Source organism: Plantactinospora sp. WMMC1484 (assembly GCF_049315195.1).
GTDB lineage: Bacteria > Actinomycetota > Actinomycetes > Mycobacteriales > Micromonosporaceae > Plantactinospora.
On sequence record NZ_CP186055.1, the window covers coordinates 3,251,807 to 3,271,077 of the forward strand.

Annotated in this window: 22 protein-coding genes; 11 read left to right on the forward strand and 11 right to left on the reverse strand. The window is 71.0% G+C overall.

Going from position 1 to position 19,271, the window contains the following annotated elements; translation table 11 throughout:
- Positions 1–35 precede the first annotated feature (35 nt).
- Complete coding sequence (nadA, locus tag ACN28C_RS14310) at positions 36–1,205, reverse strand: quinolinate synthase NadA (protein ID WP_422773951.1); 1,170 nt, start codon at positions 1,203–1,205, stop codon at positions 36–38.
- A gap of 69 nt (positions 1,206–1,274) precedes the next feature.
- On the opposite strand from nadA, the gene ACN28C_RS14315 reads away from it, so the two are divergent.
- The 3 genes from ACN28C_RS14315 to ACN28C_RS14325 all read left to right on the forward strand — a co-directional run bounded on the left by ACN28C_RS14315 (position 1,275) and on the right by ACN28C_RS14325 (position 4,393).
- Positions 1,275–2,414, forward strand: a complete 1,140-nt coding sequence (locus tag ACN28C_RS14315) for a glycerate kinase (RefSeq protein WP_422773952.1) — start codon at positions 1,275–1,277, stop codon at positions 2,412–2,414.
- A gap of 179 nt (positions 2,415–2,593) precedes the next feature.
- The gene (gene erpA / locus ACN28C_RS14320; RefSeq protein WP_422773953.1) at positions 2,594–2,962 is read left to right on the forward strand and encodes an iron-sulfur cluster insertion protein ErpA; all 369 of its coding nucleotides are present in this window, start codon (positions 2,594–2,596) and stop codon (positions 2,960–2,962) included.
- A 456-nt stretch (positions 2,963–3,418) separates the two neighbouring features.
- A complete protein-coding gene (locus tag ACN28C_RS14325) occupies positions 3,419–4,393 on the forward strand; it encodes a carbohydrate kinase family protein (RefSeq protein WP_422773954.1) in 975 nt (324 codons plus the stop codon).
- Positions 4,394–4,432: 39 nt separating this feature from the next.
- Here the strand turns inward: ACN28C_RS14325 and ACN28C_RS14330 are convergent, their stop codons facing one another.
- Both ACN28C_RS14330 and ACN28C_RS14335 read right to left on the reverse strand, forming a co-directional pair.
- The gene (locus tag ACN28C_RS14330; RefSeq protein WP_421494427.1) at positions 4,433–4,666 is read right to left on the reverse strand and encodes a sulfurtransferase TusA family protein; all 234 of its coding nucleotides are present in this window, start codon (positions 4,664–4,666) and stop codon (positions 4,433–4,435) included.
- A gap of 168 nt (positions 4,667–4,834) precedes the next feature.
- On the reverse strand, positions 4,835–5,986 hold the full coding sequence (locus ACN28C_RS14335) for a cysteine desulfurase family protein (RefSeq protein ID WP_422773955.1): 1,152 nt from the start codon (positions 5,984–5,986) through the stop codon (positions 4,835–4,837).
- Positions 5,987–6,159: 173 nt separating this feature from the next.
- Between ACN28C_RS14335 and coxB the strand changes: the two genes are divergently transcribed.
- Positions 6,160–7,122, forward strand: coding sequence for a cytochrome c oxidase subunit II (gene coxB, locus ACN28C_RS14340; RefSeq protein ID WP_422773956.1), 963 nt, complete (start codon positions 6,160–6,162; stop codon positions 7,120–7,122).
- A gap of 12 nt (positions 7,123–7,134) precedes the next feature.
- Entirely contained in the window at positions 7,135–7,560 is a 426-nt protein-coding gene (locus ACN28C_RS14345; protein WP_422773957.1) for a cytochrome c oxidase subunit 4, read from the forward strand.
- On the opposite strand, the gene ACN28C_RS14350 is transcribed toward ACN28C_RS14345, so the two are convergent.
- From ACN28C_RS14350 to ACN28C_RS14365, 4 genes are read right to left on the reverse strand one after another with little or no spacing between them, the layout of a single operon-like run.
- Positions 7,527–7,766, reverse strand: a complete 240-nt coding sequence (locus ACN28C_RS14350; protein WP_422773958.1) for a hypothetical protein — start codon at positions 7,764–7,766, stop codon at positions 7,527–7,529. The two genes, ACN28C_RS14345 and ACN28C_RS14350, sit on opposite strands and share 34 nt — an antisense overlap.
- Before the next feature lie 25 nt (positions 7,767–7,791).
- Positions 7,792–8,118: a maleylpyruvate isomerase N-terminal domain-containing protein gene (locus ACN28C_RS14355; protein ID WP_422773959.1), complete on the reverse strand. Its 327-nt coding sequence runs from the start codon at positions 8,116–8,118 to the stop codon at positions 7,792–7,794.
- Positions 8,115–8,555, reverse strand: coding sequence for an SRPBCC family protein (locus ACN28C_RS14360; RefSeq protein WP_422773960.1), 441 nt, complete (start codon positions 8,553–8,555; stop codon positions 8,115–8,117). Before ACN28C_RS14360 ends, ACN28C_RS14355 begins: the two co-directional genes overlap by 4 nt.
- Positions 8,552–8,899: an ArsR/SmtB family transcription factor gene (locus ACN28C_RS14365; RefSeq protein WP_422773961.1), complete on the reverse strand. Its 348-nt coding sequence runs from the start codon at positions 8,897–8,899 to the stop codon at positions 8,552–8,554. Before ACN28C_RS14365 ends, ACN28C_RS14360 begins: the two co-directional genes overlap by 4 nt.
- A gap of 66 nt (positions 8,900–8,965) precedes the next feature.
- Here ACN28C_RS14365 and ACN28C_RS14370 point away from each other — a divergent pair, with 66 nt between their 5' ends.
- On the forward strand, positions 8,966–9,346 hold the full coding sequence (locus tag ACN28C_RS14370; protein WP_422773962.1) for a PPOX class F420-dependent oxidoreductase: 381 nt from the start codon (positions 8,966–8,968) through the stop codon (positions 9,344–9,346).
- A 134-nt stretch (positions 9,347–9,480) separates the two neighbouring features.
- Positions 9,481–10,359 (forward strand): IS5 family transposase, encoded by an 879-nt coding sequence (locus ACN28C_RS14375; RefSeq protein ID WP_422768979.1) that lies wholly within the window; start codon positions 9,481–9,483, stop codon positions 10,357–10,359.
- Between the two features lie 922 nt (positions 10,360–11,281).
- Here ACN28C_RS14375 and ACN28C_RS14380 read toward each other — a convergent pair.
- From ACN28C_RS14380 to ACN28C_RS14395, 4 genes are all read right to left on the reverse strand, one after another.
- Positions 11,282–12,904, reverse strand: a complete 1,623-nt coding sequence (locus ACN28C_RS14380) for a cytochrome b (protein WP_422773963.1) — start codon at positions 12,902–12,904, stop codon at positions 11,282–11,284.
- Positions 12,901–13,989 carry a ubiquinol-cytochrome c reductase iron-sulfur subunit gene (locus tag ACN28C_RS14385; RefSeq protein WP_422773964.1) on the reverse strand — a complete coding sequence of 363 codons (1,089 nt, stop codon included), beginning with the start codon at positions 13,987–13,989 and terminating at the stop codon, positions 12,901–12,903. The genes ACN28C_RS14380 and ACN28C_RS14385 overlap by 4 nt, the downstream gene beginning before the upstream one ends.
- The gene (locus tag ACN28C_RS14390; RefSeq protein WP_422773965.1) at positions 13,986–14,834 is read right to left on the reverse strand and encodes a cytochrome c; all 849 of its coding nucleotides are present in this window, start codon (positions 14,832–14,834) and stop codon (positions 13,986–13,988) included. Before ACN28C_RS14390 ends, ACN28C_RS14385 begins: the two co-directional genes overlap by 4 nt.
- A gap of 76 nt (positions 14,835–14,910) precedes the next feature.
- The gene (locus ACN28C_RS14395) at positions 14,911–15,510 is read right to left on the reverse strand and encodes a cytochrome c oxidase subunit 3 (RefSeq protein WP_422773966.1); all 600 of its coding nucleotides are present in this window, start codon (positions 15,508–15,510) and stop codon (positions 14,911–14,913) included.
- A 142-nt stretch (positions 15,511–15,652) separates the two neighbouring features.
- On the opposite strand from ACN28C_RS14395, the gene ACN28C_RS14400 reads away from it, so the two are divergent.
- The 4 genes from ACN28C_RS14400 (at position 15,653) to ACN28C_RS14415 (ending at position 19,228) form a co-directional block, all read left to right on the forward strand.
- A complete protein-coding gene (locus tag ACN28C_RS14400) occupies positions 15,653–16,573 on the forward strand; it encodes a cytochrome c oxidase assembly protein (protein WP_422774663.1) in 921 nt (306 codons plus the stop codon).
- A gap of 143 nt (positions 16,574–16,716) precedes the next feature.
- Positions 16,717–17,127 (forward strand): hypothetical protein, encoded by a 411-nt coding sequence (locus tag ACN28C_RS14405; protein ID WP_422773967.1) that lies wholly within the window; start codon positions 16,717–16,719, stop codon positions 17,125–17,127.
- Between the two features lie 74 nt (positions 17,128–17,201).
- Positions 17,202–18,263: an anthranilate phosphoribosyltransferase gene (gene trpD, locus ACN28C_RS14410; RefSeq protein WP_422773968.1), complete on the forward strand. Its 1,062-nt coding sequence runs from the start codon at positions 17,202–17,204 to the stop codon at positions 18,261–18,263.
- A 299-nt stretch (positions 18,264–18,562) separates the two neighbouring features.
- Positions 18,563–19,228 (forward strand): DUF4142 domain-containing protein, encoded by a 666-nt coding sequence (locus tag ACN28C_RS14415; protein WP_422773969.1) that lies wholly within the window; start codon positions 18,563–18,565, stop codon positions 19,226–19,228.
- Positions 19,229–19,271 lie beyond the last annotated feature (43 nt).

The window sequence follows — 19,271 nt, forward strand, 5'->3', positions numbered from 1 at the left end:
CCTCGTCAATTACTCTCCGTGATGTCCCGTCTCCGTTACGGCAGGGCCAGCATCTGGTCCAGGGCCACCCGGGCGTGGTGCGCCGTCTCCGGGTCCACGGTGATCTGGTTCGGCACCCGGCCGGCGACGAGTTCCTCCAGCGACCAGACCAGATGAGGCAGGTCGATCCGGTTCATCGTCGAGCAGTAGCAGACGGTCCGGTCCAGGAACATGATCTGCTTGTCCGGGTGGGCGTTCGCCAGCCGGCGTACCAGGTTGAGTTCGGTGCCGACCGCCCAGGCCGAGCCGGCCGGCGCCGCCTCGACGGTCTTGATGATGTATTCCGTCGAGCCGACCCGGTCGGCCGAGGTCACCACCTCGTAGCGGCACTCCGGGTGGACCAGCACGTTCACCCCGGGCACCCGCATCCGGACCTCGTCGACGCTGCTCCTGGTGAACCGGCCGTGCACCGAGCAGTGCCCCCGCCAGAGGATCATCTTCGCCTCGCGGAGCTGCTTGGCGGTGAGCCCGCCGCCAGGCTTGTGCGGGTCGTAGAGGACGCAGTCGTCGGCGTCCAGCCCCATCTTCAGCACCGCCGTGTTCCGGCCGAGGTGCTGGTCGGGGAGGAAGAGGACCCGCTGGCCCCGCTCGAAGGCCCAGGCGAGCGCCCGCTCCGCATTCGACGAGGTGCAGACCACGCCACCGTTGCGGCCGACGAACCCCTTGATGTCGGCCGAGGAGTTCATGTACGTCACCGGCACCGTCGACCCGGCCACGCCGAGGTCTTCCAGCGTCTCCCAGGCCGCCTGGACCTGGGGCAGCGCCGCCATGTCCGCCATCGAGCAGCCGGCGGCGAGGTCGGGCAGCACCACCCGCTGGGCGTCGCCGGTGAGGATGTCGGCGCTCTCGGCCATGAAGTGCACACCGCAGAAGACGATGTATTCCGCCTGCGGCCGGGCGGCGGCCTCGCGGGCGAGCTTGAAGGAGTCGCCGGTCACGTCGGCGAACTGGATGACCTCGTCCCGCTGGTAGTGGTGGCCGAGCACGAAGACCCGGTCGCCGAGCGCCGCCTTCGCCGCCGTGGCCCGGTCGACCAGGTCCGGGTCGCTCGGCGCCGGCAACTCGCCGGGACAGTCGACACCGCGCTCGCTGGCCGGGTCGGCGCCCCGGCCGAGCAGCAGCAGGGCGGTTGCGGTGCTGGACGGCTCTACCCAGGTCGAAGTCACGGGTTCCATGCTTCCACAGCGAGGACCGCTTTCCGGCTGTCCGGATGTGGGCTGCCACACTTGCCGACCATGCGGATCCTGATCTGTCCGGACAAGTTCGCCGGTACCCTCTCCGCACCCGAGGCCGCCGAGGCGGTCCGCGACGGGTGGCGGGAGGTCGCGCCCGGCGACGACCTGGTGCTGCGGCCGCTCGCCGACGGCGGGCCGGGCTTCGTGGAGGTGCTGGCCACGGCCCTGCCCGGCCGCCGGGTGCCGGTGCCGACCGTCGACCCGCTCGGCCGGCCGGTGCGGGGCGAGATCCTGCTGAGCCCGGAGGGCGGCACGGCGTACGTGGAGAGCGCCCAGGCATGTGGCCTGCACCTGCTCGACCCGGTGGAGCGGGACCCGAGGCGCACCACCTCGTTCGGCCTCGGCGCGCTGCTCGCCACCGCTGCCGAGGCCGGGGCCGGGCGGGCCGTGATCGGGCTGGGCGGCTCGGCGGTCAACGACGGCGGGGCCGGGCTGCTGGCCGCGCTGAACGCCGTGCCGGTGGACGCCTCCGGCGCGGCCCTCCCGTACGGCGGGGCCGCGCTGCTCGCGGTCGCCGGGCTGGCCGGGCGCCCGCAACTGCGCGGCATGGAGCTGGTGGCCGCGACGGACGTGGACAACCCGCTCACCGGGCTGACCGGGGCGTCGAACGTCTTCGGCCCGCAGAAGGGCGCCTCCCGCGCCGACGTCCTTCTGCTCGACGACGCGCTGCGCCGCTTCGCCGAGGTGCTGGAGCGAGACCTGCCCGACTGCCCGGCCGGGCTGGCGGGACTCCCCGGTGCCGGTGCGGCGGGCGGCCTCGGTGCGGCGGTGCTGGCGCTCGGCGGCCGCTGCGAGTCCGGAATCGGGCTGGTCATTCGGCTGACCGGGCTGGACGCCGCGTACGAGGAGGCCGACCTGGTGATCACGGGGGAGGGTTCCTTCGACCACCAGTCGCTGCGCGGCAAGGTGGTGGCCGGGGTGGCCGGGGCAGCCCGGGACCGGGGCGTGCCCTGCGTCGTGCTGGCCGGCCGGGTCAGCGCGGGGCGGCGCGAGGCGGCGGTGGCCGGCGTGACCGAGGCGCACAGCCTGGTCGACCACTTCGGCGGAGAGCAGCACGGCGGCGCCGAGCGGGCGATGAGCCGGCCGGCGGAGGGCCTGCGGGCGCTGGCCTCCCGACTGGCCCGGCAGTGGAGTAGGTGACGGTCGGTATCGGGCATCGGGGACAGACCGCGCGGCGGGACCGAATCCACCCGAGCCTGGGTGACCAGCGTCGCACCGGCCTAGAATCGTTTTTGTACCCGCATTGGGAATCACCGGCCAGCCGGCTAGCGTTGGCCAGTACGGATAAACATCGCACCGGCGCAGGGGAGACTTTCATCGTGACAACGCCAGCGCAGACCGAGTCGACCGCGGCAACCGCTCCGAGCACCGTCGTCCTGACCGACGTCGCGGCGCAGAAGGTGAAGGCTCTGATCGAGCAGGAGGGCCGCGACGACCTGCGGCTGCGGGTGGCGGTGCAGCCGGGCGGCTGCTCCGGCCTGCGCTACCAGCTCTTCTTCGACGAGCGCTCGCTCGACGGCGACGTGGTCAACGACTTCGGCGGGGTCGAGGTCGTCGTCGACCGGATGAGTGCGCCGTACCTGACCGGCGCCACCATCGACTTCGCCGACCGGATCGACGCCCAGGGCTTCACGATCGACAACCCGAACGCGCAGAACTCGTGCGCGTGCGGCGATTCGTTCCACTGATCGGTGCTATGTCCCGGTTTCGGCCGGCGCGCCCCGATTGACACTGCATACTGAATGCCTGAGCGGGCCGCACCCGCGCGGGTGGCGAGACGTTTCCCGGAGAGTCCGTCACGCCCCCGCGCCGGGCGCGGTCCGCTCGGTGTACACGCCCGCTGCCGGCCGGCCGGCCGGGCGTGGCGACGGGGCGACCGCGTCGGCCTCGCCCCGCTCGTGCAGACGCGAAGGTCGGTGGACGGGCCGCGAAGGCTGCTGGACTGGCCGCGAGGACCGCTGGACGGGCGGCGGAGGCTGCTGGACTGGCCGCGAGGACCGCTGGACGGGCGGCGGAGGCCGGTGGACGGGCGGCGAGGGCCGGGTGACGTTCAGGTGGCCGGTACCCGATCGATCGGGGACGGATCGGACGACGTACCGGTAGGCTGACCCGGCCGTATTCCCGTCTCGACTCCGAGGGCCGACATGAAGATCGCCGTCACCGGCTCGATCGCCACCGACCACCTGATGAGCTTCCCGGGCCGGTTCGCCGATCAATTCATCGCCGACCAGCTGCACAAGGTCTCGCTCTCCTTCCTCGTCGACGAGCTGGTGCTCCGGCGCGGCGGGGTGGCTGCCAACATCGCCTTCGGGATGGCACAGCTCGGGTTGCGGCCGGTGCTGCTCGGCGCGGTCGGCGCCGACTTCGACGACTACCGCTCCTGGCTGGAGCGGCACGGCGTCGACTGCGCCTCGGTGCACGTCAGCGAGGTCGCGCACACCGCGCGCTTCGTCTGCACCACCGACACCGAGATGTGCCAGATCGCCTCCTTCTACGCCGGTGCGATGAGCGAGGCCCGCAACATCGAACTCGCTCCGGTGGCGGACCGGATCGGCGGGCTCGACCTCGTACTGGTCAGTGCCAACGACCCGGACGCGATGCTGCGGCACTCCGACGAGTGCCGCCAGCGCGGATACGCCTTCGCCGCCGACCCGTCGCAGCAGCTCGCCCGGATGGACGGTTCCGACGTGATCGGGCTGATCGACGGTGCCGACTATCTGATGACGAACGACTACGAGAAGTCGCTGCTGCAGAGCAAGGCCGGGCTGACCGACGCCCAACTGCTCGAGCGGGTCAAGGTCCGGGTCACCACCCTCGGCAAGGACGGCGTCGAAATCGCCGGCCGGGACATCGATCCGATCCACGTGCCGATCGCCCGGGAAACCCAGGCCGCCGACCCGACCGGGGTGGGCGACGGCTTCCGGGCCGGCTTCTTCGGCGGCCTCTCCTGGGGACTCGGCCTGGAGCGGTCGGCCCAGATCGGCTCCCTGCTCGCCACGCTGGTCCTGGAGACGGTCGGCACCCAGGAGTACGAGGTCCGCTCCGACCTCTTCGTCAAGCGCCTCGCCGAGTCGTACGGCGACGTGGCCGCCGAGGAGGTCCGCCCGCACCTGCCCTGAGCGGTGCCGCCTGGCGGGGCGCCGGGCGGAGCGCCACGCTCAGTGGGCGCGCCGGATGTCGTAGGCGGGGGAGCCGTCCACGGTCGAGGTGCCGACCAGCTCCTGGCCACGCATCCGGCACCAGGCCGGGATGTCGATCGCCGCTGCCGGGTCGTCGGCGAGCACCCGCAGCACCCCGCCGACCGGCAGCCGGGGAAGCCGCCGGGCCGCCGCGATGACCGGCAGCGGGCAGCGCTGACCGAGACAGTCCACGATCTCGTCCGGTGCGCTCACCGGCGGCCTCCCCGCCGGACGAGCCTGGCTGGCCCCAACACCTCGCATACGTCCTTCCGACCGTCGTCCACCCACGGCTGTCAGCCACGGCTACGGCTCCGCCTACGACGATTGTCCCGGTTGCGCCGACTGGTGGCCAACCGGTCCACCGGGCGCCGATCGGAGGGCCTAGAGCCCGACCACGCCGGCCTCGGCGCGCAGCCCGGCCACGATCCCCGGAAGTTCGGCGAGGAACCGGTCCACCTCGGCCTCGGTGCTCTCCCGGTGCAGTGAGATCCGGACGTTGCCGTGCGAGAGCACCCCCATCGCCTCCAGCACATGCGACGGGCGCAGCGTCGAGGAGGTGCAGGACGAGCCGGACGAGACGGCGAAGCCCCGCCGGTCCAGGGCGTGCAGCAGCGCCTCGCCGTCGACATAGAGGCAGGAGAAGGTGACCAGGTGCGGCAACCGGTGCACCGGGTCGCCGACCACCTCCACGTCCGGCACGGTCGCCGCCACCGTGGCACGGATCCGGTCGACCAGCGGGCCGAGCCGGGCCGCCTCGGCGGCCGCCTCCGCCGCCACCGCCCGCAGCGCGGCCGCCGCCGCCACCACCGCCGGCAGGTTACCGACCCCGGGTATCCGCCCGGTCTCCCGCTCGTCCGCCGGATAGGGCGACTCCCAGCGGGTGCCCTTGCGGACCACCAGCAGCCCCACCCCGGCCGGGCCGCCCCACTTGTGCGCGCTGGCCGTCAGCACCGACCAGCCCTCCGGCACCGGCAGCCGACCCACCGACTGGGCGGCGTCGACGTGCAGCGGCACCCCGGCCGCCGCACACGCCTGCGCCGCCTCGGCGACCGGCTGCACCGTACCGACCTCGTGGCTTGCGCTGATCAGGCTGGCCAGTGCCACCCCGGGGCCGGCCACCGCGGCCGACCAGGCGTCGAGGTCGAGCCGCCCGGACCGGTCCACCGGTACGCCGGTGGCGGTGCCGCCGGCGGCCACGTGTTGCTGCGCGGCGTGCAGCACGGCGGAGTGCTCGATCGCCGAGTGCACCAGGGTGCCGCCCGTCCGGCGCCGCCCGGCCAGGCCGCCGAGGAGAGCGGCGTGCGCGGCGACCGTACCGCTGGGGGTGAAGGAGACCTCGTCGGGGCGTACCCGGAGCACTTCGGCGGTGGCCGCCCGCGCCGCGTCGAGAAGCTGGCGGGCCCGGCGGGCGGGCGCGTAGAGGCGGGCCGGGTCGGCCCAGCCGTCGGCGAGCGCGGCGAGCATCGCCTGCCGGGCTACCGGGTGTAACGGTGCCGCGGAGGCCGCGTCGAAGTAGGCCGGCGCCTCGCTCACCAGCAAACCGTAGCGCGCGACGGGATCGGGGCAGGATTCCCCGGCCGGGTGGGGACACCGACCCCAAGGCCGGTGAGCCGACCCAGGTCGAGTAATCTGCGACCGTCGGTGACGCCTTTGCCGCCGGTGTCGACGAACGCCGACGCCGCGGCGCGCTAGGGAGGCAGGACCAGGTGGTCGCAAGGGGTTCGGAGGTACGGCCGGCGGCCGTACGGCAGAGCAGTCCCCGGGACGCCCGGAGGCGCGGCCCGCGCCCGTCGGTGGGCCGGCTGGCCGGGCTCGGAGCCGGCGGCGCTGCCCTGCTCTTCCTGCTCACCGGCTGCGACGTGGGCCGCACCTTCGCCGGCTTCGGTTGGCCGCAGGAGGGCATCACCCCTGAGGCCAATCGGATGTACGACCTCTGGATCGGTTCGGTCATCGCGGCCCTGGCGGTCGGCTTCTTCGTCTGGGGCCTGATCTTCTGGTGCATCATCCGCTACCGCAAGCGGGGCGAGGCGCTGCCGGTGCAGACCCGGTTCAACATGCCGATGGAGTTCCTCTACACGATCACGCCGATCCTGGTCGTCTCCGTGCTCTTCTACTACACGGCGATCGTGCAGACCGGGGTCAACAAGGTCACCACCGATCCGGACGTGACGGTCGAGGTCGTCGCCTTCAAGTGGAACTGGCAGTTCAACTACCTGGACGGGCCGGGCGAGGACGCCGAGACGGTCGCCTCGACGCTGGGCACCTCCGACGTGGTCCCGATCCTGGTGTTGCCGACCGGCCGGAGCATCCGGTTCGAGGAGACCAGCCGGGACGTCATCCACTCCTTCTGGGTGCCGGACCTGCTCTTCAAGCGGGACGTCTTCCCCGGCAACGTCCGCAACGTCTTCGAGGTGAGCAGCCTCACCACCGAGGGCGCCTTCGTCGGCCGCTGCGCCGAGCTGTGCGGCACCTATCACTCGATGATGAACTTCGAGCTGCGGGCTGTCTCGCCCGAGGCGTACGACCGGTTCATCGAGGCGAAGCGGGCCGGTCAGTCGACCCAGGACGCGCTGGTCTCCATCGGCGAGGAGCCGCTGGCACAGACCACCCGGCCGTTCGACACCCGGCGGGACGTCAACAACTTCGGTAACGCGAGCGCGGGAAGCTGAGGGCAGCGGCAGATGAGGACCGAGTGGAAGCTGTTCAGCGTCGTCTCGCTCTTCCTGGCGGTCGCGGGCGTCGTCTACGGGTTCTGGACCTACGGCGTGGACGGCCGGGTCGAGTGGATCGGTACGGTCGCACTGGCCCTCTCCTTCCTGCTCACCGCGATGTGCGGCGGCTTCTTCTGGTTCGTGTCGCGCCGGATCGACCCCCGTCCTGAGGACCGGCCGGACGCCGAGATCGCCGACGGCGCCGGTGAGGTCGGCTTCTTCAGCCCGGGCAGCTACTGGCCGTTCGGGCTGGCGGTGGCCGCCACCATCGCCGGGCTCGGCCTGGTCTACTGGCAGTGGTGGCTGATCGCCGCCGGTCTGATCGCGGTGGTCTTCGCCGCCTGCGGACTGCTCTTCGAGTACTACACCGGCACCCGGCGCACCGCCGAGCACTGAGGCACCGCCTCCTGCGGTACCCACAATCGCGGCAGAACCGTTGCGCCGTACATCCGGGCTGGGGTCTGTCGCCGTTGACGCTGGGTGCGCGCCCCGGTCACCTGCGCGCCGCCGAACCAGGTGCCATTGGCGGCGGTGAGCTGGTCGAGAATGGCGGTCACCGCATCTTCCGGTGCGACCGCGGGATGGCCGAGCGCGATCGTCACGTCCAGCGAGTGGATGACGGCATGCTCAGTGCACCGACGGCAGCACCGCCCGGCGGCTGCCACGCGTGCAGGCCCGGCGTCGGAGCTGGTCGAGGAGGTCGGCCACCGGCAGCGAGGCGTCCCGCGCGGCCACGGTGTCGGAGAGCGCGGTGAAGTCACCGCCGACCGCCACCATCTCGGCCCCGAACTGCTCGGGTGTAAGCCGTGCCGGCATCGTCACGTGCGCGGTCACGTGGCGGACGAGCCACTTCTCGCACAGCGACGGGGCATCCCACGCCTCGACGGGTGCAGCGGCGAGGATGTCGGCGAGCCGGTCGTAGGTCGGCGTCACCCAGGACTGCAGGTCGGTCACGAGCATTCTCCATGCATGAGGTGGGTGAGGTGCTCCTGGAGCTTGTCGAGGGAGGTGAGAAAGCCGTCGCGGCCCTCGGGCCCGCGCATCGCCTCAGGCACGTGCCGCTGATGGATGACGACCTCGGTGCTGCCGTCACCGAGGTCGTTGAGTGTGCTGGTGGTGTGCAACCCGCTCGCCGGCTCGACCCAGGCGAGCCGCTCGGGCGGGACGACCTCGGTGAAGGTGGCGACCATCCGGTGGCTGCCGTACCCGCCGAGCATCAGGGTCTCGAAGCGGCCGCCAGGGTGGAGCTCGACGACAATGCCGTCGATCGGGGCGGTCATGCCGCGCGGGCCCCAGTAGCGCGCGAGCTCAGCGGGCCTGGTGAGGCACCGCCACACCACATCGCGCGGCGCGCGGAAGACCCGGCGGTGGACGAATTCGTCGTCGTTCACTGATTCTCCCGCTTCTGCAGGCGGGCGAGGTGTGTCTCCAGCCGGTCCATGCGCTCTGACCACCTGCGCCGGCTCTCTTCGATCCACGACACCGCAGCCTCGAGCGCCGCCGGTTCGAGCCGGCACGGCCGGGTCTGCCGATGCCGCCCCCGGCTGATCAGGCCGGACCGCTCGAGCACCCCGAGGTGCTGCGACACGGCCTGCATGCTCATGGCATACGGCTCTGCCAACTCCTTGACCGTCGCCTCACCCACGCTCAGCCGGGCCACGATGTCGCGCCTGGTGCGGTCGGCGAGTGCCGTGAACAGGGCATCGAGCTGCTCATCCTCGACAGCGGATCTCATGCGCAGTACTCAAGCATGCACTTTATAAAGTGTCAACTGGAGAGTACGGTTCGCTATGCTGGGACGATGACCGCGGCCGACGAGATCGTCCGTAGCCGGTACGTCAGTCTGACCACCTACCGCAGGGACGGCACCGCGGTCAGCACGCCGGTCTGGCACGTACCGCACGGTGCTGAACTCTGGATCGTGACCGAAGCGGGTTCGGGCAAGGTCAAGCGGATCCGGAACAACCCGCACGTGCGCGTGCAGCCGTGCTCCGTACGCGGGAGGGTGGCGCCGGATGCGCCGAGCGTGACGGGAACGGCCCGGTTGCTGGACGGCGACGGGACGGCGCGGGCCCGCAAACTGCTGGCTCGTCGATACGTCATGTCACGGATGGGGAACTGGATCGCTCGCCTGCTGCGGCTACGCCGCCCCCCGATGGTCGGCATCATCGTCTCGTTCTAAGGCGTGTTTCGTAAGTCGGGCTGGCGGCGTCAAGGTCACGGCGTGGCGGTGATCGACAACTGAAGAGGTCTCCGGTATCTGGTTCTGCGACCAAGCAAGAACTTCGTACCGGAGACCTCGTGCCCAGCGTAGCGGTGACGAGGCGGCATGACCTGACCGACAGGCAGTGGGCTGTTCTGGCCCCGCTGCTGCCTGCCGCACCGAGAACGGGTCGGCCGCCGAAGTGGGAGAAACGGCAGCTCATCGACGGGATCCGGTGGCGGATCCGGATCGGCGCCCCATGGCGGGACGTCCCGGCCGAGTACGCGCCCTGGCCCACCGTCTACGGCCTGTTCCGCCGCTGGCAGCGCGACGGGACCTGGGACAGGATCCTGGCCGCGTTGCAGGCCGCCGGCGACGCGGCCGGCCGGATCGCCTGGACGGTGAGCGTGGACTCGATGACCAGCCGCGCCCACCAACACGCCGCTGGCGCCCGCACCGACGGCCACCTGCAGAAAGAGTCGCCCGGTGGCGTGCACGACGAACCAGCCGACCACGCCCTCGGACGGTCACGCGGCGGGCTGACCACCAAGACCCACCTGGCCTGCGAACAGGGACAGAAGGTCCTGTCGATGATCGTGACCGCCGGGCACCGTGGCGACAGCCCGCAGTTCATCCCCGTCCTGCGCCGCATCCGCGTGACCCGACTCGGGGTCGGCCGACCCCGCACCCGTCCCGACCTGGTCCTGGCCGACAAGGCCTACACCAGCCGAGGCAACCGCGCCCACCTACGCTCACGCGGGATCAAGGCCTGCATCCCCAGCAAGACCGACCAGGACGCCCACCGCAAAGCCAAAGGCTCCAAGGGCGGCCGCCCGCCCACGTTCGACAAGGACCTCTACCGGCTACGCCACGCCGTCGAAAACGGCATCAACCGGCTCAAACGCCACCGCGGCGTCGCCACCCGCTACGACAAGCTGGCAGTCCGCTTCCAAGCCGTCCTGACCATCACCATCATCACCGAGTGGCTCTGACCGGCTTATGAAACACGCCTTAGTCGACCCGGCCTTCCATCGGAGGGGCACTCAGATCGCCTCCGTTGGCAGAGCAAGAGACCGATGCGCCACAGGGCCGCCGGCTTGCCGGCGGGACGACCTGGCCGGTGGGCCGGCTGTGGGTGTCGTGGCCGCGGCCGGTGTTGCGTGGAATCCGGTATGGGATCGTGGGTCGCCGTACGACGTCCTGATCCCGGTCAACCGACTTCACGCCACACCGCAGCCGCGCACCGTCCCGATAGCTCGATGTGGATGTGGCGTGTACGGCTGCGGATCAACCGACGTGACCATCACCCGCGACGGGGACCTGGTGCACTGGGACTGGTCGGTTGAGGTGCCCATGACGCGGGGGAGTCTCCGGGTGGCAGGACCGCAGCCCTGGGGAACTGGCTGCCGAGGTGTGCCAGACCTTGGCGCGCGTGCCCGGCGAACGGCCGGCGAGCTGGCATGCGATCAGGCCAGACCTGACCGAGCCACCCCCCGATCGCACGCCGGTCGTGGCGACGGGAACAATTCCGGTAGCGAAGCCGGCAAGCCGAGTCACCCGCCGGCCAACCGAACGGCGGGCATCTTCTGCCGCGACCGGTGCGAGCGCGCCTATCGTCGAGGTGACCCTGAGCTGCGTGGACACTGCGTCCGGCGTACCCGCAATTCGCCGACTTCCTGGCGTGCGGGACAGTTCCGTCTCAGCCAGGGGAACGCCCCTCGCTACCAGCGGAGGGTCTTCCGCCACGCGTCCGCTGCCTGCTGTATGGCCTTCGCCGCCTGACGCTGGGCCCGGCCCTCGTCACCTCGCCGAAACCCGGCTACCGCCCCCGACACGTTCGCTCGCGGATCCCGGGTGTTAAGAAGGGCCCCTTCCTATGCAAAATGCGATAAGAAGGGGCCCTTCCTTGCAGGGTCAGCGGTTGGTGCCGCTGCCGATTTCCTTGCGGTCGGGGTGGGGCTCCACCGGGGGGTGACCGGGGGAGACCGGCGCCTCGGCCGGCTTCTCGATCGGGTAGAAGAAGCCCCGGATCGCCGGCCCGAGCGCGCCGAGCCGGTTCATCTTCTTCGGCACCACCCAGCCGACGTACTCCAGCTCGCTGTGTCCGTGCTCGTCGGTCGGGCCGAGCGGCTGGTGGATCTCGACGAACTGCCCGTTCGGGAGCCGCCGGATGATGCCGGTCTCGACGCCGTGCGCCAGTACCTCCCGGTCGTGCTGCTGGAGACCCAGGCAGAGCCGGTAGGTGAGGTAGTAGGCCAGCGGCGGGACGATGATCAGGCCGATTCGGCCGGCCCAGGTCATCGCGTTGAGGCTGATGTAGAACTTCTCGGCGATCACGTCGTTGGCGCCGGAGAGCGTCAGCACCAGCCAGAACGACACCGCCATCGCGCCGAGGGCGGTCCGGCCGGGCACGTCGCGCGGGCGCTGGAGCAGGTTGTGGATCGCCCGGTCCCGGTTCAGCCGGGCCTCGATGAACGGATAGAAGAGCGGGATCACGGTCATCAGGCCGGGCAGCACCACGGTGGGCCAGAAGAGCGGCGGGATGACGTAGCCGTCGCCGATCGGGATGTTGATCTCCCACGGTGGCATCAGCCGGGTCGACCCGTCCAGGAACATGACGTACCAGTCGGGCTGGCTGGCCGCGGAGACCACGGCCGCCTCGTAGGGGCCGAAGAGCCAGATCGGGTTGATCTGGGCGAGTCCGCCGAGCAGCGCGATCACCGCGAAGACGACCATGAAGAAGCCGCCCTGCTTGAGCGCGTAGCGCGGGAACATCCGTTCGCCGACCACGTTCGTGTTGGTCCGGCCGGGGCCGGGCCACTGGGTGTGCTTCTGCTTGAAGACGAGCCCGAGGTGCACACTGATCAGGGCAACCAGCAGGGCCGGGATCAGCAGCACGTGCGCGATGAAGAACCGGCTGATGATGATCTCGCCCGGGAACTCGCCGGAGAAGATCGCCGTGGTGACCCAGGTGCCGATCACCGGGATAGAGAGCATGATCGCCGAGGCGATCCGCAGCCCGGTGCCGGAGAGCCCGTCGTCCGGGAGCGAGTAGCCGGTGAACCCGGCGAGGAAGCCGACCCAGAAGAGCAGGTAGCCGATCATCCAGTTGAGCTCGCGCGGCTTGCGGAACGCTCCGGTGAAGAAGATCCGCATCATGTGCACGATGATCGACGCCATGAAGAGCAGCGCCGCCCAGTGGTGCATCTGCCGCATGATCAGGCCGCCCCGGATATCGAACGAGATGTCCAGGGAGGAGGCGTACGCGGCGGACATGTGCACGCCCTGCAACGGCCGGTAGCTGCCGTCGTAGCTGACCTCCCGCATCGAGGGCTCGAAGAAGAGCGTCAGGTAGACGCCGGTCAGCAGCAGCACGATGAAGGAGAAGAGCGCGATCTCGCCCAGCAGGAAGGACCAGTGGTCCGGGAAGACCTTGTTGAGCAGGGACCGCAGCGGGGTGTTCACCTGGAGCCGGTCGTCGACCTCCCGGGCCGCCTTGCCCGGCGCCGCTGCCAGGTCGAACCTACGACGCTTCATGGCCGCTCCCAGAAGTCGGGCCCGACGGTCTCGGTGAAGTCGGACTGCGCGACGAAGAAGCCTTCCTCAACGGCCAGGGGAAGCTGAGGAAGCCGCCGGCTCGCGGGTCCGAAGATCGGGCGGGCGTTGTCGGTGATCAGGAACTGGGACTGGTGGCAGGGGCAGAGCAGCCGGTTCGTCTGCTGCTCGTAGAGGCTGGCCGGGCAGCCGGCGTGCGTGCAGATCTTCGAGTAGGCGATGTAGTTGCCCCACATGAAGTCCTGCTTGCCGTCCCGCAGGTTCGCCGACCTCGCCTGCTGGGCGTCGCTCTCGCGGAGGTGGATCAGCAGGATCGGGGAGTCGGCGTACTTGTTGGTGGCGCCGCCCGGGATGCCGGGGAAGGCGGTGATCTGCCCGCCGGGGCTGATGTCCTCGGGGCGTACCGGGACGCCGTCGTGGTGGGTCAGGTGGACCCGCCGACCGTCCTGCGGCTGCCAGCCGGTGGTGAAGTACTGGTTGTCCCTGTGCGGCTGCTCGATGAGCCCGCCGATCAGCGGTGCCGCGGCGACCGCGCCGACCGGGGCCAGACCGGCCAGCAGCGAGACGCCGAGCAGCGGGCGGCGGCGTACGCCCATCTCGTCGGCCATGTAGAGCAGCGTGTTGCCGGTGATCTTGCGTTCCTCGTCGCTGTCCGGCTCGACGTGCCGATCCTGGATCGACACCTCCTTGGGCAGCAGCTTCTTGCCCCAGGCCAGGATGCCGACGCCGATCAGCAGCAGCGCGAGGCCGAGGGTCAGGCCGAGGATCGGGGTGTAGAGCTTGCCGGCGCCGGTGCCCGGCTCGTACTCCCACGGCCACCAGATGTACGCCACCACGAACGCGGTCGAGAAGAGGCCGACCAGCAGGAACATCATCGTGATGACCCGGGAGAGCCGGCGCTCGGCCCTGGTGCCCGGGACCGGGAACTGCGGCTCGTAGTGGACGATCTCGATGTCGTCGCGCCGGGCGCCCTCCCGGACGATGTCGAAGCGCGAGACCTGCGGGTCGTTCACGTCGATCGGCTCGCCGGTGGTGGTGTGCGTGTCTCCGTCGGTACGAGTGCTCATGACTTCCCCGCAATCCACAGCGCAGCGAAGACCAGCGCGACCATGCCGACCAGGAAGATCGCCAACCCCTCGGTGGACGGTCCCAGCCGGCCCAGGTTCAGACCACCGGGATCGCGGTCCTCGGCCAGCGTCTCCTGGACGTACGCGATGATGTCGGCCTTCTGCTCCGGCCGTAGCTGGTTGTCACCGAAGACCGGCATGTTCTGCGGACCGGTGAGCATCGCGGCGTAGATCTGCCGGTCGGTCGCGTCCGTGAGGTTGGGGGCGAACTTGCCGGAGGAGAGCGCGCCGCCACCGCCGCCGAAGGTGTGGCAGGCGGAGCAGTTGATCCGGAACAGCCGGCCGCCCTCGGCCGGGTCCCCGTCGCGGTGCAGGTTGTCGCCCTCGGGCAGCTGCGGCCCGCCGCCGAGTTCCTGGATGTACCGGGCCATCTGGGTGATCTGGTCGTCGGTGAAGACCTGCGGCTTCTCCTCGGCCTGGGCCTCCTGGCGGGCCAGCGGCATCCGGCCGGTCCCCACCTGGAACTCCACCGAGGCGGCGCCGACGCCGACCAGGCTGGGCCCGCGCCCCTCGACGCCCTGCGCGTTGCGGCCGTGGCAGCTCAGGCAGCTCGTGTCGAAGAGCGCCTTGCCCTCCTGCGCCGCGGAGCTGAACTGCGGGGTGTCCTGCGCCGCGAGGCCCGGCGCGAAGACGGTGTAGGCGCCGCCGGCCAGGGTGAGCGCGGCCAGCAGCCGGACCGTGGCGCCCAGTCGACGGCGGGCCTTGCCGCGCGGCCTCGACCGCGCGCGGCGCAGCCGCGAGAGCAGCCCGCGGGAGCGGTCGCCGCCGGGGGTGTCAGAAGTCATGGCCTGTGTCCTTAACGGGTTTTCTCGACCTTGTCTCAGGGACGGGGCATCGGGGCGGAGTGTGACAACTCCAAGATCACTGGAGCCAGTAGATCATGCCGTACAGCGCGATCCAGACCACGTCGACGAAGTGCCAGTAGTAGGAGACGACGATCGCCGCAGTGGCCTGCGCCGGGGTGAACCGGCCCATGGTGGTCCGGATCATGAAGATGATGAAGGCGACGAGGCCGCCGGTCACGTGCAGCGCGTGGAAGCCGGTGGTCAGGTAGAAGACCGACCCGTACCCGTCTCCGTTGATCTTCACGCCCTCGTGCACCAGCTCCCGGTACTCGTTGAGCTGGCCCAGGACGAAGACCAGGCCCATCAGGAACGTGATCGTGAACCAGCGGCGCAGCGCGTGCACGTCGCCCCGCTCGGCGGCGAAGACCCCGATCTGACAGGTGATCGAGGAGAGCACCAGGATCACCGTGAACGTGGTCGCGTACGGGATGTTGAGCACCTCGGTGTGCTTCTCCCACAGCTCGGGCGCTGCCGCCCGGATGGAGAAGTACATCGCGAACAACGCCGCGAAGAACATGAGTTCACTCGAGAGCCACACGATCGTCCCGACGCTGACCATGTTGGGTCGGGTCAGCGAGTGGATCCGGCTCTTGTCAATGGCTGAGGCCGCAGTCACGCGGTCATTATTGCCCCTGAGCGGCATCGGCCATCGTCGGGGTGGCCCAACTGCCTCGTCGGACGGGGTCGCGGCGCCCCGCCCGGTTCGGCTGGCCTAGCCTGAAAACGTGCCGCACCTCGAATCCGGCGCCGTCACCGGTGTGCCCGCCGCCCCGGCCGTCCTGGCCGCCGGGGGCACCGAGACGACGCCGTTCACCGTCTCCGCGATCTTCACCGAGAGCACGCTGAACAGCTGGCTCGCCGTCGTCCTGGTGCTCGCCGCCGGCTGCTACCTCTACGGCGTACACCGGCTGCGGGTGCGCGGCGACTCCTGGCCGGTGCTGCGCACGGTGCTCTTCCTCGGGCCGGGGCTCGGCGGCATCGCCGCGGTGACGCTCAGCGGGCTGGGCGCGTACGACACCACGCTGCTCTCGGTGCACATGGTCCAGCACATGGTGCTCTCGATGGTGGCGCCGATCTTCCTCGCCCTGGGTGCCCCGGTGACGCTGGCGCTGCGCACCCTCGGCAGGGCGCCCCGACGCCGGCTGCTCGCGGTGCTGCACAGCCGGGTGGCGAAGGTGGTGACCTTTCCGCTCTTCGCCTACACGATCTTCGTGGTGAACCCGTTCGTGCTCTACTTCTCCGGGATCTACCGGTGGACCCTGGAGAACCCCTTCGGCCACGAGCTGGTGCACGCGCACTTCATCCTCACCGGCTGCCTCTTCTTCTGGCCGCTGGTCGGCCTCGACCCGCTGCCCGGCCGCTGGCCCTATCCGGCCCGGGGGCTGCTGATGGTGCTGTCGGTGCCGTTCCACACCGTGCTCGGGCTCACCGTCATGCAGAGCAGCACGCTCTTCGGCGGCGACTGGTACCCGTCGTTGGCGCTGGCCTGGTCCGACCCGTGGGACGACCAGAGGGTCGCCGGCGGCATCCTCTGGGCCGGCGGCGAGTTCGTCAGCGTCACCATGATCGCCGTGCTGGTGGTGCAGTGGGTCCGGCAGTCGGAGCGGGAGGCCCGCCGGGTCGACCGGGAACTGGACCGCGAGGAGGCTCGGCAGCGCGCCGCCGGCAGCGCGGTGTGACGGCCGGACCGGGTGGCCCCGACCGGCGTACCCGACATCCCGGGATCTGGGCGTGGTCGTCCCCGGCGGCGGGCGGGCCGATCGGGCGCCGGAGCCGACCGGTACGATCGGCGGGCAGCTACGAGGTGGGAGCCCAGCGAGCGATGAGCGATCGTCAGTACACCGTCCTGCTCTACAGCGACGACCCGCAGGTCCGCGACCGGATGCGGCTCGCGGTCGGTACCCGACCGGCGGCCGGGCTCTCCGTGGAGTTCGTCGAGGCCGCCGACTTCGACGAGTGCATCCGGTTGATCGACGAGTACGAGATCGACCTGCTGCTCCTCGACGGTGAGGCGACCCCGACCGGCGGCCTCGCCATCGCCCGGCAGATCAAGGACGAGCGGGACGACGCCCCGCCGGCCTGCCTGGTGATCGCCCGCGCCGCCGACCGCTGGCTCGCGGCCTACGCACAGGTCGAGGCCACCCTGGTGCACCCGCTCGACCCGGTGGCCACCGGCCAGACCGTGGCCGGGCTGCTGCACGGCCGCGCCCGCGGGGCGAACGCGCACTCCTAGGGCTCCGCTCCGGGCTCCGGGGTTCCGACAGACCACCGCACACCGCCAACCACCCGCCCGCCCGGGAGGCCCGCATGGGGGAACGGACCTGGCCCAACCTTCTCGCCGCGCTACTGCGTGCCGAGGAGCTCTCCACCGCCGACACCGCCTGGGCGATGGGCGAGATCATGTCGGGGTCCGCGACCCCGGTCCAGATCGCCGGGTTCGCCACGGCGCTGCGCGCCAAGGGCGAGACAGCGGCCGAGCTGGCCGGCCTGGTCGAGACGATGCTGAGCCGGGCCACCCTGGTGGATCTCTCGGAGCCGCTGCGGGCCGAGGCCGTCGACGTGGTCGGCACCGGCGGCGATCGGGCGCACACCGTCAACATCTCCACCATGACCGCGATGGTGGTGGCCGGGGCCGGCGTACGCGTCGTCAAGCACGGCAACCGGGCCGCCTCCTCCTCGTGCGGCGCGGCGGACCTGCTCGAATTTCTCGGCGTCCCGCTCGACCTCGGGCCGGTCGGGGTGGCCCGGTGCGTGACCGAGGTCGGGATCGGTTTCTGCTTCGCCGCCCGGTTCCACGCCGGGATGCGGCACACCGCGGTACCCCGGCGGGAGATGGGAGTGCCGACGGTCTTCAACTTCCTCGGCCCGCTGACCAACCCGGCCCGGCCCCGCTCCGGCGCCGTCGGCTGCTTCGACCCCCGGATGGCTCCGGTGGTGGCCGAGGTCTTCGCCCGGCGTGGCGACTCGGTGCTGGTGATGCGTGGCGAGGACGGCCTCGACGAGTTCAGCACTGCCGCGCCGACCCGGCTCTGGATCGCGCACCAGGGCCAGGTCACCGAGAGCGTCGCCGACGCGACCGACCTCGGAGTAGCCCGTTCGGCCCCGGGTGCCCTGCGCGGCGGCGACGCCGCGTACAACGCCGAGGTGACCCGGCTGCTGCTGGCCGGCGAGCCGGGACCGGTCCGGGACGCGGTGCTGGTCAACGCGGCCGCGGCCCTCGCCGCGCAGGGCGGGTTCCCCGGCGGGCTGCTGCCGGCCATGCGGGACGGACTGGCCAGGGCGGCCGAGTCGATCGACTCGGGCGCCGCCGCCCGCACCCTCGACGCCTGGGTCGATGTCGCCAAGACCGCCAGGGCCGACGAGCCGTAGCCGGCACCGGCGGCCGACCCTGCGGCGGCCGACCCTGCGGCGGCCGACCCTGCGGCGGCCGACCCTGCGGCGGCCGACCCTGCGGCGGCCGACCCTGCGGCGGCCGACCCTGCGGCAGCCGACACTACCGCCGGCTCCGGCGTACCCGGAGGATCGATCGCCTAACGCCCCGGCGGCGGAGCCGGACGTCCGGGCCGCGGGAGCACACCGCAGTTGACCGATCTCGGCTGCCGTCAGGCCGCGTGTCCACCGGACAACCGGGTACCCCCGAAGTTCAACGACCGGAGGGGGGAACAAACATGTTGGTCGTCAAAAGGTTGGGTGTGATCGTCTCGATGGCGCTGCTCGGCCTCGTACCGGCCGGTGCCGCGTACACCGCCGCCGCGGCGGCACAGCCGTCGGGGACGCCCTCGGCCACGCCGTCCGCTTCGCTCTCGGCGCAGGACAGACAGTTCCTGCAGGCGATACACCAGGTGAATCTCTTCGAGATCGCGGCGGGCAACCTGGCCAAGCAGAAGGGGACGAACCAGGAGGTCAAGAACCTCGGCGGGCGGTTCGTGACGGATCACACGCAGCTCGACCAGAAGGTGCAGAACGTCGCCTCGGCGGCGTCGTTCAACCTGCCGAACAAGATGACCAACGAGCAGCAGGCGGTCATCAACCAGTTGCAGAACGTCTCGGGTGCGGACTTCGACACTCAGTGGATCACGTCGCAGTTGACCGCGCACACCCAGGCGATGCAGTTGGTGCAGGCCGAGCTGACGCAGGGCTCGGACCCGTCGGCCAAGCAGGTGGCGCAGCAGGCGGCGCCGGTGCTCCAGGCGCACCACAACGCGCTGGTGGCGCTGGCGCAGAGCATGGGCGTACCGATCCCGGGTGGCACCACGGTGGCGCCGAGTCCGGGAGTCAGCTCCGGTGCTCCGTCGCCGGGCGGCACGGGCACGCCGAGCCCGTCCGTCAGCTGACCGGTCGCCGCGAGGCGGCATGACGGGTCCTCCGGCCACCACG

Excerpts from the sequence above, each read along its gene's own strand:
- trpD (WP_422773968.1), top strand. The coding sequence starts at position 17,202 with ATGGGGGAACGGACCTGGCCCAACCTTCTCGCCGCGCTACTGCGTGCC.
- ACN28C_RS14325 (WP_422773954.1), top strand. The coding sequence starts at position 3,419 with ATGAAGATCGCCGTCACCGGCTCGATCGCCACCGACCACCTGATGAGC.
- ACN28C_RS14390 (WP_422773965.1), bottom strand. The coding sequence starts at position 14,834 with ATGACTTCTGACACCCCCGGCGGCGACCGCTCCCGCGGGCTGCTCTCG.
- ACN28C_RS14385 (WP_422773964.1), bottom strand. The coding sequence starts at position 13,989 with ATGAGCACTCGTACCGACGGAGACACGCACACCACCACCGGCGAGCCG.
- ACN28C_RS14370 (WP_422773962.1), top strand. The coding sequence starts at position 8,966 with ATGACCGCGGCCGACGAGATCGTCCGTAGCCGGTACGTCAGTCTGACC.
- ACN28C_RS14345 (WP_422773957.1), top strand. The coding sequence starts at position 7,135 with ATGAGGACCGAGTGGAAGCTGTTCAGCGTCGTCTCGCTCTTCCTGGCG.
- ACN28C_RS14380 (WP_422773963.1), bottom strand. The coding sequence starts at position 12,904 with ATGAAGCGTCGTAGGTTCGACCTGGCAGCGGCGCCGGGCAAGGCGGCC.
- ACN28C_RS14415 (WP_422773969.1), top strand. The coding sequence starts at position 18,563 with ATGTTGGTCGTCAAAAGGTTGGGTGTGATCGTCTCGATGGCGCTGCTC.
- ACN28C_RS14315 (WP_422773952.1), top strand. The coding sequence starts at position 1,275 with ATGCGGATCCTGATCTGTCCGGACAAGTTCGCCGGTACCCTCTCCGCA.
- ACN28C_RS14405 (WP_422773967.1), top strand. The coding sequence starts at position 16,717 with ATGAGCGATCGTCAGTACACCGTCCTGCTCTACAGCGACGACCCGCAG.
- ACN28C_RS14365 (WP_422773961.1), bottom strand. The coding sequence starts at position 8,899 with ATGAGATCCGCTGTCGAGGATGAGCAGCTCGATGCCCTGTTCACGGCA.